The organism is Arthrobacter sp. UYNi723 (genome assembly GCF_054057635.1).
In genome coordinates, this window is record NZ_JBSRZM010000007.1 from 37338 (window position 1) to 50537 (window position 13200).

Annotated in this window: 13 protein-coding genes; 4 read left to right on the plus strand and 9 right to left on the minus strand. The window is 65.4% G+C overall.

Translation table 11 applies throughout. The features are described 5' to 3' along the window. Nucleotides 1–507 (plus strand): MarR family winged helix-turn-helix transcriptional regulator, encoded by a 507-nt coding sequence (locus ACVWY0_RS07385; RefSeq protein ID WP_104063182.1) that lies wholly within the window; start codon nucleotides 1–3, stop codon nucleotides 505–507. A 34-nt stretch (nucleotides 508–541) separates the two neighbouring features. On the opposite strand, the gene ACVWY0_RS07390 is transcribed toward ACVWY0_RS07385, so the two are convergent. Next, a complete protein-coding gene (locus tag ACVWY0_RS07390; RefSeq protein WP_485836114.1) occupies nucleotides 542–1123 on the minus strand; it encodes a helix-turn-helix domain-containing protein in 582 nt (193 codons plus the stop codon). Nucleotides 1124–1189: 66 nt separating this feature from the next. Here ACVWY0_RS07390 and ACVWY0_RS07395 point away from each other — a divergent pair, with 66 nt between their 5' ends. Next, nucleotides 1190–2164, plus strand: coding sequence for an NAD(P)/FAD-dependent oxidoreductase (locus tag ACVWY0_RS07395; protein ID WP_485836115.1), 975 nt, complete (start codon nucleotides 1190–1192; stop codon nucleotides 2162–2164). 7 nt (nucleotides 2165–2171) lie between these two features. Here the strand turns inward: ACVWY0_RS07395 and ACVWY0_RS07400 are convergent, their stop codons facing one another. From ACVWY0_RS07400 to ACVWY0_RS07415, 4 genes are all read right to left on the minus strand, one after another. Continuing rightward, nucleotides 2172–2948 (minus strand): enoyl-CoA hydratase, encoded by a 777-nt coding sequence (locus ACVWY0_RS07400; protein WP_485836116.1) that lies wholly within the window; start codon nucleotides 2946–2948, stop codon nucleotides 2172–2174. Between the two features lie 65 nt (nucleotides 2949–3013). Further along, nucleotides 3014–3928 (minus strand): 3-hydroxyisobutyrate dehydrogenase, encoded by a 915-nt coding sequence (gene mmsB / locus ACVWY0_RS07405; RefSeq protein ID WP_485836117.1) that lies wholly within the window; start codon nucleotides 3926–3928, stop codon nucleotides 3014–3016. Beyond that, nucleotides 3921–5003: an enoyl-CoA hydratase/isomerase family protein gene (locus ACVWY0_RS07410; RefSeq protein WP_485836118.1), complete on the minus strand. Its 1083-nt coding sequence runs from the start codon at nucleotides 5001–5003 to the stop codon at nucleotides 3921–3923. The genes mmsB and ACVWY0_RS07410 overlap by 8 nt, the downstream gene beginning before the upstream one ends. Then, on the minus strand, nucleotides 5003–6502 hold the full coding sequence (locus tag ACVWY0_RS07415) for a CoA-acylating methylmalonate-semialdehyde dehydrogenase (protein ID WP_485836119.1): 1500 nt from the start codon (nucleotides 6500–6502) through the stop codon (nucleotides 5003–5005). The genes ACVWY0_RS07410 and ACVWY0_RS07415 overlap by 1 nt, the downstream gene beginning before the upstream one ends. Nucleotides 6503–6665: 163 nt before the next feature. Here ACVWY0_RS07415 and ACVWY0_RS07420 point away from each other — a divergent pair, with 163 nt between their 5' ends. Further along, the gene (locus ACVWY0_RS07420) at nucleotides 6666–7472 is read left to right on the plus strand and encodes an exodeoxyribonuclease III (protein WP_485836120.1); all 807 of its coding nucleotides are present in this window, start codon (nucleotides 6666–6668) and stop codon (nucleotides 7470–7472) included. A gap of 34 nt (nucleotides 7473–7506) precedes the next feature. Continuing rightward, the gene (locus ACVWY0_RS07425; RefSeq protein ID WP_485836121.1) at nucleotides 7507–8523 is read left to right on the plus strand and encodes a DUF8083 family protein; all 1017 of its coding nucleotides are present in this window, start codon (nucleotides 7507–7509) and stop codon (nucleotides 8521–8523) included. A 51-nt stretch (nucleotides 8524–8574) separates the two neighbouring features. Here ACVWY0_RS07425 and ACVWY0_RS07430 read toward each other — a convergent pair whose 3' ends face one another. From ACVWY0_RS07430 to ACVWY0_RS07445, 4 genes are all read right to left on the minus strand, one after another. Then, nucleotides 8575–9627 carry a LacI family DNA-binding transcriptional regulator gene (locus ACVWY0_RS07430; protein WP_485836122.1) on the minus strand — a complete coding sequence of 351 codons (1053 nt, stop codon included), beginning with the start codon at nucleotides 9625–9627 and terminating at the stop codon, nucleotides 8575–8577. Nucleotides 9628–9775: 148 nt separating this feature from the next. Beyond that, a complete protein-coding gene (locus ACVWY0_RS07435) occupies nucleotides 9776–10753 on the minus strand; it encodes a carbohydrate ABC transporter permease (protein WP_485836123.1) in 978 nt (325 codons plus the stop codon). Continuing rightward, complete coding sequence (locus tag ACVWY0_RS07440) at nucleotides 10750–11715, minus strand: carbohydrate ABC transporter permease (protein WP_485836124.1); 966 nt, start codon at nucleotides 11713–11715, stop codon at nucleotides 10750–10752. The genes ACVWY0_RS07435 and ACVWY0_RS07440 overlap by 4 nt, the downstream gene beginning before the upstream one ends. A 93-nt stretch (nucleotides 11716–11808) precedes the next feature. Beyond that, nucleotides 11809–13149: an ABC transporter substrate-binding protein gene (locus ACVWY0_RS07445; protein WP_485836125.1), complete on the minus strand. Its 1341-nt coding sequence runs from the start codon at nucleotides 13147–13149 to the stop codon at nucleotides 11809–11811. Nucleotides 13150–13200: the final 51 nt, after the last annotated feature.

The window sequence follows — 13200 nt, forward strand, 5'->3', positions numbered from 1 at the left end:
ATGGCCGCGCCGCTTCCTCGGGACCCCATCGCCGACGCCCAACGGAACTGGGAGGAGCACGGCTGGGCCGACGTCGCCGCCCCCATGGCCGCGATCACCGCGATCATGCGCACCCAGCAGATCCTGCTGGCCCGGATCGAGGGCGCCCTGAAGCCGTTCGGGCTGACCTTCGCCCGCTACGAACTGCTCGCGCTCCTCAGCTTCGCCCGCAGCGGCGCGCTGCCCATGAACAAGGCGAGCGCCCTGCTCCAGGTCCATCCCACCTCGGTGACCAACGCCGTCGACCGTTTGGAAGGCTCGGGACTGGTGACACGTTCGCCGCACCCTACGGACGGCCGCACCACCCTGATCGAGCTCACCGCGGAGGGACGGATCGTTGCCAAACGGGCGACGGCGGTGCTCAACACCGAGGTTTTTGGCCAGTCAGGTTTCGACGCGGCCGATGTGGACCAGCTGATCCGCATCTTGGGCACGTTCCGCCGGAATGCCGGGGACTTTGCGGACTAGGGGGCGTCCCTTAGCGCTTGGCGGCCCTACGGGTCTAGGAGGAGCGCGGTTTGGCTCTGACGTGCATGCGTTCGCCCTGGGTTCCAAAGAGGCTCAGGAACTCCACGGCTTCTGTGTCCGCGCGGCCGAACCAGTGGGGTACACGGGTGTCGAATTCAGCTGCTTCGCCGGGCCCCATCACCAGGTCCTGGCCGCCCAGGACCATCCTGAGTTTGCCGTTGAGCACATACAGCCATTCGTACCCCTCATGGACCTGGGGGTCCGGCTGGTCCGGCGTGCCGGCCGGCAGGATGTGCTTGTAGGCCTGGATCCCGCCGGGCCGCCTCGTCAGCGGGATGATGGTCATGCCGTGCCGGACCATGGGGCGCAGGTGCAGGCGCGGATCGCCCGTGGCGGGAGCCCCCACCAGTTCGTCCAGCGGGACCCGGTGAGCTTTGGCCAGCGGCAGCAACAGCTCAAGGTTGGGGCGGCGCTGACCGGACTCCAGCCGTGAAAGTGTGCTGACCGAAATCCCGGTGGCCTCGGCCAGGGCCGCCAGGGTGGTGTTGCTGTTGAGGCGGAGGGCCCTGAGCCGCGGCCCCACCGCTGCCAGAACGTCGTCGAATTCTTCATCCATGTGCCCAGTTTGCCATTCCAGCAACTTTCCTTGCCACCCTGAGCAGGTGCCGCGGACCATGGAGTCATGAGAACAGACAATGACAACACGTACGACGTCCTGATCATCGGTGGAGGTGCCGCCGGCCTGAGTGCCGCGCAAATGTTGGGCCGGTCGCGCCGTTCCGTGGTGGTGGTTGATAGCGGCGAACCCCGCAACGCCCCCGCCCAGGGGGTCCACGGATTTCTGTCCCGCGATGGTGTCAGCCCCGCCGACCTCCTGAGGATCGGACGTGCCGAAGCCGAGCACTACGGCGCACGGATAGTGGAGGGCGAGGCTGTTGCCGCTGCGGGCAATGCGGCCGACGGTTTTTCCGTGACCCTGGCGGACGGCAGCGTGATCCGCGGGCGCCGCCTGCTGATCACCACCGGGCTGGTGGACGCATTGCCGGGGATTGCCGGGCTCCGCGAGCGCTGGGGCAAGGATGTGCTGCACTGCCCGTTCTGTCACGGCTGGGAGGTGCAGGACCAGGCCATCGGCATCCTGGGCAACGGGCCTTGGTCCGTGCACCAGGCCCTGCTCTTCCGGCAGTGGAGCGGCAACATCACCCTCTTCCTGAACGACCTGACCCTGCCCACCGACGACGAGCTGGAGCAACTGGCCGCCCGGGGCATCAGGGTGGTGGCGGGCGCCGTTCAATCATTGCTGGTGGAGCAGGACGTCCTGCGCGGCGTCGCCTTGGCCGGCGGACCCGAGATCGCCGTGGACGCGGTGGTGGTGGGACCCCAGGTGCGCGCACGGCTGGGCGCCTTCGCCGGGCTTGGCCTCGAGCCGGCACCCCATCCAATGGGGATCGGGGACTTCCTGGAGACCGATGCCGACGGCGCCACCGCGGTCGCGGGGGTGTGGGCGGCGGGCAACGTGACGGACATGCGTGCGCAGGTCCTGGCCTCCGCGGCGGCTGGTGCGTGGACCGCCGTCGTGATCAACAACCATCTGATGGCCGAGGAACTGGCCGCAGACGTTGCCGCCCACCGGGAATCCCTGTCGACTGCCCGGTAGTTACCGGTCAGCGGTGGGTGAACTCGGGCTGCCGTTTTTCCGTAAAGGCGGCCATGCCTTCCTTCTGGTCCTCGCTGGCGAAGAGCGAGTGGAAGAGCCGGCGTTCGAACAGGACCCCCTGGGCGAGTCCCGTTTCAAAGGCCGCGTTGACGGCTTCCTTCGCGAGCATGGCCACGGGCTTGGACTTGGACGCGATTACCTCCGCGGCCTTGAGCGCCTCCTCCACCACATTCTCCGCGGGCACCACGCGCGAGACGAGTCCCGCGCGTTCAGCCTCCTCGGCGCCGATGAAGCGCCCGGTGAGGATCATGTCCATGGCCTTGGCCTTGCCCACGGCGCGCGTGAGCCGCTGGGAGCCGCCCATGCCCGGCAGCACGCCGAGGTTGATCTCCGGCTGGCCGAACTTGGCGTTGTCCCCGGCGATGATGAAATCGCACATCATGGCCAGCTCGCAGCCGCCGCCCAGCGCGAAGCCGGACACGGCCGCGATGACAGGGATCCGCAGCCGGGTGAAGTCCTCCCAGCCCCGGAACCAGTCTGCGGCGTACATGTCCATGTAGCCCTGCGAGGCCATTTCCTTGATGTCGGCACCCGCGGCGAACGCCTTGCTCGAGCCGGTGATTACCACCGCGCCCACGCCGGGGTCGGCGTCCATGGCGGTGACGGCTGCCACGAGTTGGTCCATGGTGGCTTTGTCCAGGGCGTTGAGCGCCTCCGGCCGGTTAAGCGTGACCAGCCCTACCCGGCCGCGCTGTTCCACCAGGATGTTCGTGTACTCCGTCATGCCTGACCTTTCAGCTGTTTTCGCGTGTTGCTGGTGCTGCAGAGTTACCAGTGCTGCAGATGGTGCTAGTGCTGCGATTTGTCGCGGATATCGGTGATGATTCCGGAGAAGTCCCGGCCTGCTCCGCCTTCAGCGGCAAACGTATCGTAGATCTCCGAGGCGAGCGGTCCCAGCCGGGCGGCCACCCCCGTACTTTCCAGCGCATTCAGCGCCAGCCGCAGGTCCTTCGCCATCAGCGCCCCCGCGAAGCCCGGCTGGTAGTCGCGGTTGGCGGGGCTGGTGGGGACCGGTCCGGGAACAGGGCAGTTGGTGGTCAAGGCCCAGCATTGTCCGGAGGCGTTGGAGGCGACGTCGAAGAGCGCCTGATGCGTCAGGCCCAGCTTCTCGCCCAGCACAAAGGCTTCGCTGACCGCGATCATGGAGACCCCCAGGATGAGGTTGTTGCAGATCTTGGCGGCCTGGCCGCCGCCGTGCCCGCCGCAGTGGACCACCCGTTTTCCCATCACCTCGAGCAGCGGCCGTACCGCCTCGAAGTCCTCAGTTTCGCCGCCCACCATAAAGGTCAGCGTGCCGGCTTCCGCACCCACCACACCGCCCGAGACCGGGGCATCCACGGCACGGTGGCCGGCCGCAATGGCGAGCGCGGAGGCTTCGCGTGCCTCGTCAACGTTGATGGTGGAGCAGTCCAGGAACATGGTCCCCGGCCTGGCCTCGGCCAGCAGGCCCGGCTGTCCGTCCGCGCCGCGGTAGGCGTCCAGCACATGCTGTCCGCTGGGGAACATGGTCAGCACAACGTCGGCACCGGCAATGGCGTCCAGCGGACTGGCCGCCGTGGGGACACCGTGCGTTTGGGCCGCGTCCAGCGCGGCGGGGACCACGTCGAAACCCGCCACGGTGTAGCCGGCGCGGACCAGGTTCACTGCCATGGGCCCGCCCATGTGGCCCAGGCCCAGGAAAGCGACGGTGGTTTGTTCAGGCATTGTCCGGCTCCTTTGTGTGCAGGTTGAGCTCCCGGTCCCCCAGCGGCGCGAAGAACCGTTCCACGTCCGTCGCGTGCACCTCGTGCAGCGTGGCCGGCTTCCATTGCGGAATGCGGTCCTTGTCCACCACCTGCGCGCGGATCCCTTCGCGGAAGTCCGGCGCAACCAGGAACCGAAGCCCTACCCGGTATTCCTGCGCCAGCGCTTCGTCCAGCGTCAGTCCCTTGGCCCGGCGGAGGGACTCCAGGGTCACCTTCACGGCCGTGGGCGACTTCGCTTCGATGGTGTCGGCGGCCTCTGCCGCTTCGGCCGCAGGCTCCCCGCCCGGCGCGCCTTCCGTTGACCCACCCACGGCCCGCAGCTGCCGGACAATGTCCTCCACGTCATCGCTCGCGTAGGCCGCATCGATCCAGTCGCGCTGCGCCTCCAGCCCGGAGGGCGGCGGGTCCTGGGCAAAGCGTACGACGGCGGCTTCCGCACTTTCGTGTTCGAGCGCGGCCGCCAGCTCCGGCAGGCTCCCCGACGGGACAAAGTCGTCCGCGAGGCCCAGGAACAGCGCATCCGCCCCGGTCAGGTGGGCTCCGGTCAGCGCGGCGTGGGTGCCGGTCTCCCCGGGTGACTTCGCCAGCAGCCAGGTCCCGCCGACGTCGGGCACAAATCCGATGGTGGTCTCCGGCATTCCCGTCCGGGTCCGTTCGGTGACCACCCGCACGGAGCCGTGCGCGGAGATTCCCACACCGCCGCCCAGCACCAGGCCGTCCATAAAGGCCACATAGGGCTTGGGGTACGCGGCGATGAGGGAGTTCAGCCGGTATTCGGCCTGCCAGAAGTCAGCAGTTTCCGCACCGCCGCCAAGGATGTCCCGGTAGATCGCCACAATGTCGCCCCCGGCGCAGAGGCCACGCTCGCCGGCGCCGCGCACCAGGACGGTGGCCACGCCGTCGTCGTCCGCCCAGGCGGTGAGCTGCGCCAGCATGGCGTCCACCATGCCGGCATTCAGGGCGTTGACGGCTTTGGGCCGGTTGAGCGTGATGACGCCCAGGTGGCCGCGCTTCTCGGACAGAACCTCCGTCATCAGCTGCCTTCCGGCATGATGAAGCTGGCGCCTTGGCGGATCCCGGACGGCCAGCGCGTGGTGACCGTTTTGGTCTTGGTGTAAAAACGGAACGCATCGGCGCCGTGCTGGTTCAGGTCGCCGAAGCCGGACGCTTTCCAGCCGCCAAACGTGTAGTAGGCGATGGGAACCGGAATGGGCACGTTGATGCCCACCATGCCCACCTCCACCCGGCTGGCGAAGTCCCGGGCGGCGTCGCCGTCGCGGGTGAAGATGGCCACGCCGTTGCCGAATTCGTGCTCGGAACACAGCCGGAGGGCTTCGTCGTAATCGGCGGCGCGGAGCACGCTAAGGACGGGTCCGAAGATTTCCTCCTGGTAGATCTTCATGTCCTTGGTGACGTGGTCGAAGAGCGTGGGGCCCACCCAGAAGCCGTCGTCATAGCCTTCCACCGTAAGGCCGCGCCCGTCGGCCAGCAGGGTGGCACCCTCGTCCACGCCGGACTGGATGTAGCCCTCGATCCGTTCCTTGGCACTCGCCGCCACCACGGGCCCGAAGTCCGAGTCCTTGTCCAGGCTGTGGCCCACCCTGAGGTGCTTGACGCGCTCGGCCAGCTTCGACACCAGGGCGTCCGCGGTCTTCTCCCCCACCGGGACGGCCACGGAAATGGCCATGCAGCGCTCGCCCGCGGAACCGAAGCCGGCGCCGATCAGGGCATCGGCGGCCATGTCCAGGTCCGCGTCCGGCATGATCACCATATGGTTTTTGGCCCCGCCGAAGCACTGGGCCCGCTTCCCGTGGGCGGCCGCGGTGGCGTAGATGTACTGGGCGATGGGCGTTGAACCCACAAAGCCGATGGCCTTCACGCGGGGATCTTCCAGCAGCGCGTCAACGGCTTCCTTGTCCCCGTTGACCACGTTGAACACACCGTCCGGCAACCCGGCTTCGGTGAACAGTTCGGCCAGGCGCAGCGGAACCGAGGGGTCACGTTCGGAGGGCTTGAGGATGAAGGCATTGCCGGCGGCTAGGGCCGGACCGGACTTCCACAGGGGGATCATGGCCGGGAAGTTGAACGGGGTGATTCCCGCGACCACCCCAAGTGGCTGGCGAAGCGAGTGGACGTCGATGCCTGCACCGGCGTCGTCGGAGAACTCGCCTTTGAGCAGGTGTGGGGCGCCCGCCGCGAACTCCACCACTTCAATGCCGCGCTGGATATCGCCCTTGGAATCGGCGAAGGTCTTCCCGTGCTCGGAGGATAGCAGCGTGGCGAGTTCGTCCATGTTCTCGTTGACGAGGTCAACAAACTTAAGCAGGATCCGGCCGCGGCGCTGCGGGTTCATGGCGCCCCACTGGACCTGCGCTTTCTCCGCGGCGGCCACCACGTTCCGGACCTCCTCTCCGCTGGCGAGGGGCAGGCGCGCCTGCACTTGGCCCGTGCAGGGGTCAAAAACGTCACTGAAGCGGCCGGAGGTCCCCGTCACCCGCTGGCCGTCTACGTAATGGGATAGTTCGCGCACCATGATGCAATGCTCCTTCGCATGTGATCCAGGTCATCTCTGCAAGCGAATATACTCGGACTTCCTACTAAATTCCAGACTGTCCCTGCAACGGTGGACAACGGCCTGCGCGGGCTTTCCCGCCGAGGCAACGCCTCCGGGCAACAAGTTCGGTAAGTTAGGGACTGTGAAGATTGCTACCTGGAATGTGAACTCCCTCCGTGCCCGCGCCGACCGTGTGGAGGCCTGGCTGCAGCGCAGCGATTGCGACGTCCTGGCCATCCAGGAGACCAAATGCAAGGACGAAAACTTCCCCTGGGAACTTTTCGAACGCATGGGCTACGAGGTGGCCCACTTCGGTGTGAACCAGTGGAACGGCGTGGCCATCGCGTCCCGGGTAGGCCTGGAAGACGTCGAGCGCACCTTCCTGGACCAGCCTCCGTTCGGGAAAGAAGGCAAGGACCCCGTCCAGGAAGCCCGCGCCATGGCCGCGACCTGCGGCGGCGTCCGGGTCTGGAGCCTCTACGTGCCCAACGGCCGCTCCCTGGACGACGAACACATGCCGTACAAGATCAAGTGGCTTGAATCCCTGAAGACTCACGCCCAGGGCCTGGTCGCGGCGAACCCGGATGCCCAGGTTGCGCTGATGGGCGACTGGAACATCGCTCCGTTCGACGACGACGTCTGGGACATCGACCTTTTCGTCAATAACAAGTACACCCATGTCAGCCCGCCGGAACGCGCTGCGTTCCACGCCTTTGAAGAGGCCGGATTCAAGGACGTGGCACGCGAGTACACCCCCGGTCCCGGCGTGTACACGTACTGGGATTACACCCAGCTGCGCTTCCCCAAAAAGGAGGGGATGCGCATTGACTTTGTCCTTGGCTCCCCCGCGTTGGCGGCCCGCGTCACGGGCGCGTCGATCGACCGCGAGGAACGCAAGGGCAAGGGCGCCTCGGACCACGCCCCCGTTCTGGTGGAACTGGCGGACTGATGGCTGCAGCCGGGGCCCAGGAAGGGAGACTGTAATGACGGGAAACCTCTACCGGGGCCAGGCCGGGCTGCCGTTCTCCTCCACCCTGCGCGTCTACGAACCGCTGGAAGCGTTCCCGGAAGGACAGCGGGAGGCCATCCGGTCCGCCGGTGCCCGCACAGCCTCCCGGGCCGCCGTCGAAAACGCCGAACTGCTGGCCTCGCTGGGCCGGATCACCCGCTCCGGCGGGGATCCCTTCCCCACGGGGCGGACGGACCTGGTCCGGGTCACCAGCATTCCCGGTGTACCCCCCGGGCGGACCCCGCAGCCAGGAACGTCCGACGCCGGCGCTGCCGCCGGCCCGGGTGCAGAAACCGGCCCGGGTGCCGAGTCAGGCTTGGGTACCGGGATAGGCGCCGGTTCCGGCCTTGGGCCTGACGCTGGGGGGGACGGTGGGCGTGACGCTTGGTCCGGGCGCGTCCTGCTGTACTGCCCCAGCCAGCTGGTCCTGCGCGCTGGCCTCGCCGCCAATGCCCTCATGGAAGGCATCCACGGCCCGCTGGCCGAAATGCTGATTCCGGAAGAGCAGCGGGACAAGCACCAGGAACGCATTGACCAGGTCAAAGCCCGTGACGGCGCCATCCGTGTCCATACCCGCGCCTCCACGTGGGGCATCCCTTTCAGCTGGTTCTCGCTGTTTATGGAAGGCGACCATAAGGACGTGGTGGAATCAGGCGGGCGCATCCTCACCGTCAGGGTGTGGGCTCCCATCACCGAAGCCATGGAGCGGGCACGGTACGCCGTGGCCCACCTGGCGCTGGCGGCCCCGGACCTGGACATGCTGGACGACCTCGCGCAGCTGACCGAATGGCTGGAGCTGTTCCACGTCAATTCCATGGTGGAACTCGACTACGGCGCCGTGGCGGACAAGGTGTACCCGGACGAGTCGCCCATGGACATCCGGCTGGGCATCGAATGCCTGGCAGAGGGCGACATGACGGGCGCCGCGGCGGCCTACCGCAGGCTGGCTTCCCGCTGGATTCCCATCCGGCAGCTCGCCCGCGCGTCCTGACCGCTGTTTCCTAGACACGGCTTCCTGGCTGGGATGCCATGTCGTGCCTCCTCAGGAAGGAGGCGGCGCCGTCGTACGCCTGACGATGAGCTGGTGGGGCGCGACGGCGGATTGGACCGCCCCGACCGTGCCGTCCAGTTCATCGAGGAGCATCTTGGTGGCCAGCTCAGCCTGTTCGTCGGGCCGCTGTCCCACTGTGGTCAGGCCCATCGCGTCGGCGAAATCGTGGTCATCGATCCCCACAACCGAGAGGTCCTCAGGCACCCGTACGCCCATGCGAGCGGCTTCGAAGATGACGCCCATGGCCATTTCGTCGGAGGCGCAGAAGATGGCTGTTGGTTTGGGGCCCGGCCGGGCCCAGAGGCGCCGGAAGGCCTCCTGCCCGCTGCGGACCGTGAAGTCTCCCCATTCGTCCCACTCAGGGCGGGTGGGCAGCCCCGCTCCTGCCATAACGTCCTTGAAAGCCAGGATCCGCACGCGGGGAACGTCGAAGTTAAGGTCCGTTTCGTCGTCGCCGTGCAGGAGGGCAATGTCCCGGTGACCGAGGTCGATCAGGTGCCGTACGGCGGTGGACGCTGCGGCGTAGTCGTCGATGCCGATATACGCGCACTCCTCCACATGGCCGCCCACCACGATCAGCGGGATATCAATCTTCTGGAGATGGTCCAGTTCCTCGTGGCTGAGCGCCATACAAAGGACAAGCAGGGCGTCAATCTGTTTGTACACCATGGTCTTGCTGAACAGGCGTTCACGGTTGCTGCCGTGACCGCCCAGGTTGAAGAGGGAAAGGTTGTAGTGGCGGGCGTGAAGTTCGCGGTCCGCACCCTCAATGGCCTTGGAGAAGAACCAGCGGCTCACGAACGGTGCCAGGACGCCAATGGTCTTGGTGCGGCCGGTGGCCAGTCCTGACGCCGACGACGACGCCACATAACCCAAGGCACCCGCCACCTCGAGGATCTTCTCCCGGGTGGCGGGCGAAACCCTGGGCAGCCCGCGCACGGCCCGGGAAACGGTGGCAGTGGATACGCCTGCGGCTGCCGCCACGTCCTCAATGCTGACGCCGCTGTGGCCACCCCGTTGAGACCTTTCAGCCATGCGTGCCACCGTTTCCCCTCATGGGCTCAAACTTAATATCCGCTATGCATTTGCCCCCAAGCCATGCTAGGTTGCGGGCCTCCCGACGTCACAGTGTTACCTGCCGGCCCGCTCCTTGCGTCCGGCCGGCCCCTCATGCTGGTCAGTCTGGGGCCGGTCAGCCCTTGAGGCCGCCGGCCAGGAGACCACGGACAAAGTAGCGCTGCAGGCCGAAGAACACAGCCAGCGGCACAATGATGGACACGAACGCAGCCGCAGGGTTCAGGTAATCCCTGTTACCACGGGTACCTGAGATCTCAGCGAGCCGTTGGGTGATGGGTGCTACGTCTGCCGTTCCACCGGAGAACACCAATGCCACGAGCAGGTCATTCCAGACCCACAGGAACTGGAAGATGGCCAACGACGCCAATGCCGGCACCGACAACGGCAGGATGATCCGCCAGAAAATGGTGGTGTGGCCTGCCCCGTCCACCTTCGCGGCCTCGATAACTTCGCCCGGGATCTCCGAGATGAAGTTGTGCAGCAGGAAGATGCCCAACGGGAGCCCGAACATGGTGTGGGCGATCCAGAGCTGCGTATAGGACCCGGGCGGAATCTGAAGCACCTGCGTGAACAGCGTCAGCAACGGAATGAGGGCCATCTGCAGCGGGATGATCTGCAACGCGAAAACGATGATGAACGCCCATTCGCGGCCCTTGAAGTTGCCCCATGCGAACATGTAGGCCGCCATGGAGGCCAGCACCAGGACAAAGACGGTTACCGGGATGACAATCGCAAGGGAGTTGACGAAGTACTGCGAAAGGTTTGCCGACTGCGATCCTGCCGCTGCCGTGACATCGACGTAATTCTTGAAGGTGAAATCCCAGTCCGCAAAAAAGTTCCACCAGCCATCCGAACGCGGGCCCACTTGCTTGGCCGCCGGACGGATCGAGGACACCAGGAGACCTAACGTAGGCACTGTCCAGATCGTCGCAATGATCACGGCGGCCGCGGTGGCCCACCGTGAGGTCAGCTTGGTCTTGACCCGCCGCATGATCGGCTCGGAATCCTCCGGCGTCGCGGGACGGGCCTTGTCTTTGCGTGTCTGGGTCCGGGAAGTGTTGGCCGCCGCATCCGGCGCTGGCATGACGGTCATCGGATTTCCCTTTGCTGACGGAGTACGCGGGCGTTGTAGACCACGATTGGCAGGACGAGGAGGAACAGGATGAGGGCCAGTGCTGCGCCCCTGCCCGGTTCGCCGGCACGGAAGGCCTGCGTGTACATCTCGTTGGCGACCACTGAGGTGTCATAGTTGCCCGCCGTCATGGTGCGGACAATGTCGAAGACCTTCAGCGTGGCTATGGTGATGGTTGTCAGCACCACGACCAAAGAGCCCCGAATGCCGGGAACGGTCACGTTGCGGAACTGCTCCCAGGCATTGGCGCCGTCGAGGCGCGCTGCCTCAACCAGTTCCATGGGAACGCCCTTGATGGCAGCAGAGAGGATCACCATGGCAAAGCCTGTTTGTATCCAAACCATCACGATGATGAGGAAGATGGTGTTTTCCGGGGCATCCAGGAGGAACTGCTTGGGATCCATTCCCAGCATGACCCGCAGGGCGTTAATAACGCCTGTCTGTTCGATGCCGGGGCCGCGGTAATCGTAGACGAGCTTCCAGATAATGCCGGCGCCGACGAATGAGATGGCCATCGGCATAAAGACCAGAGCTTTAAGCACTTTTTCGCCGCGGGCCTTGTCGATGAACACCGCGTAGGCGAGGCCGAAACCGGTGGAGAGCAACGGCACCAGCACCGTCCAAATGACAGTGTTGCGCAGCGTAACCAGCGCCTCGGGCTGCGTAAACATCCAGACGAAGTTATCGGCTCCGTTTGGCTGTCCGGAGGCATTCGTGAACGCCAGGATCGATGTCTGCACGGCCGGATAAACCAGGCCGACCAGCATCAGGATTACCGCTGGCGCCAGAAAGCCAACGATCGTCAGTTTGTCTTTGACTGATTTGGGAGCCCTGTCCACAATCAGCATGATCAGCCCAATTAGCGCGGCAAAAACCGCTAAGGCGATAAAAACTTGAAAAAATTTTCCTCCAAGAAACTCCATTGCCCAACCTCCGTGGTGTGCGTGGATTAGTTCGTTCGGTATCAACATTGCGCCCTTGGGACTTGTTGTCCCAAGGGCGCGATGCGAAGGAGGTTAGCTCTTAGGCCAGCTGCCTTCGACGCTGTCGGCAACCTGCTGGGCGGGAGTGCCGTTGATCCATGCAACGATGCCCTTCCAGAAGGAGTTGGAGCCTACGGCGCCAGGCATCAGGTCAGAGCCGTCGAAGCGGAAGACGGTGTCCGGATCCTGGAGCAGGGCGATGGACTGCTTGTCGAGTTCCGTCTGGGCACTCGCCGGGTCCAGTCCCTTGTTGGCACTGATGACGCCACCGAGCTTGACGCGGTTGTTGGCGAACTCGGCGCTGGCCAAGTAAGCCAGGAAGGCCTGGACCTCGGGGGTGTCCTTGTAGGCGCCCACCATCTCGCCGCCGCCGGTGATTGCCTGGCCCTTGCTGGGGTCGATCGGAGGCGTCATGAAGGCCCAGACGTCGCCATCGGGAGCCACGGCGGTCCCTTCCGGCCAGTTGGCTGCCTGGAAGTTGGCCTGGTGGTGCATGGCGCACTGGCCATCGAGGACGGGCTGACCTGCCTGCGCGAAGCCGGTGGTCAGGATTGAACGAACGTCGCCAAATCCGCCGTTGACATAGTCGGAGTTCAGGAGGATCTCGCCGGTCTGGTTCAGCGCATCCACAATCTTGGGGTCGTTGAAGGGAATCCCGTGCGTGACCCACTGGTCGTATACCTCGGGGCCCTGGGCGCGGAGGACAACATCCTCGACCCAGTCAGTGCCCGGCCAGCCGGTCGCTTCGCCGGATTCGAAGCCGGCACACCAGGGCTTCATGGCGCCGTCATCGGCGATCTTCTTGGACAGTGTCAGCATTTCGTCCCAGGTCTTGGGAACTTCCCACCCCTTGTCCTTGAACGTCTTCGGGGCGTACCAGACGTAACCCTTGACGTTCGCGAGCATCGGTGCCGCGTAGAAGGTCCCGTCCACCGTGCCGTACTTCTTCCAGTCAGCGGACCAGTTCTTGTCCACAAGATCCGAGACTGCCTTCGGAGCCGGCTTCAGGCCGCCTGCCTTGGCCTGATCGGCCAGGAGCCCGGGCTGCGGGAAAATGGCGACGTCCGGGGCGTTTCCTGCCTTGGCCCGGACACCGATCTGGGTCTCGAATTCCTTGCTGCCCTCGTATTTGATGGTTGCCCCGGTGCATTCTTCAAACGTTGCCCAAGCGGTTTCCAGGTTGGTAGCTTCGATGTCCACGATGGTGGAGTAGACGGAGACGGTCTTGCCGTCGTGCTTGCCGTAGCTCTCGTAGGCAGAACAGTCGCTGCCGGTGGTGGTGCCGCCACCGCCCCCGCCGGGACTGCAGGCCGTCAGGGACAGTGCCAGAATTCCGGTGGCAGCAACCGGAAGCAGGTATTTGCGGTTTTTCATGCTGAGGACTCCTCGGTGAGTTACAGAACTTCAACAGGTGCGATTAGGGTG

What these genes read in the sequence shown, in the direction of transcription:
- mmsB (WP_485836117.1), bottom strand. Translation starts at nt 3,928, where the DNA reads ATGCCTGAACAAACCACCGTCGCTTTCCTGGGCCTGGGCCACATGGGC.
- ACVWY0_RS07415 (WP_485836119.1), bottom strand. Translation starts at nt 6,502, where the DNA reads ATGGTGCGCGAACTATCCCATTACGTAGACGGCCAGCGGGTGACGGGG.
- ACVWY0_RS07385 (WP_104063182.1), top strand. Translation starts at nt 1, where the DNA reads ATGGCCGCGCCGCTTCCTCGGGACCCCATCGCCGACGCCCAACGGAAC.
- ACVWY0_RS07390 (WP_485836114.1), bottom strand. Translation starts at nt 1,123, where the DNA reads ATGGATGAAGAATTCGACGACGTTCTGGCAGCGGTGGGGCCGCGGCTC.
- ACVWY0_RS07445 (WP_485836125.1), bottom strand. Translation starts at nt 13,149, where the DNA reads ATGAAAAACCGCAAATACCTGCTTCCGGTTGCTGCCACCGGAATTCTG.
- ACVWY0_RS07435 (WP_485836123.1), bottom strand. Translation starts at nt 10,753, where the DNA reads ATGACCGTCATGCCAGCGCCGGATGCGGCGGCCAACACTTCCCGGACC.
- ACVWY0_RS07425 (WP_485836121.1), top strand. Translation starts at nt 7,507, where the DNA reads ATGACGGGAAACCTCTACCGGGGCCAGGCCGGGCTGCCGTTCTCCTCC.
- ACVWY0_RS07400 (WP_485836116.1), bottom strand. Translation starts at nt 2,948, where the DNA reads ATGACGGAGTACACGAACATCCTGGTGGAACAGCGCGGCCGGGTAGGG.
- ACVWY0_RS07395 (WP_485836115.1), top strand. Translation starts at nt 1,190, where the DNA reads ATGAGAACAGACAATGACAACACGTACGACGTCCTGATCATCGGTGGA.
- ACVWY0_RS07440 (WP_485836124.1), bottom strand. Translation starts at nt 11,715, where the DNA reads ATGGAGTTTCTTGGAGGAAAATTTTTTCAAGTTTTTATCGCCTTAGCG.
- ACVWY0_RS07410 (WP_485836118.1), bottom strand. Translation starts at nt 5,003, where the DNA reads ATGACGGAGGTTCTGTCCGAGAAGCGCGGCCACCTGGGCGTCATCACG.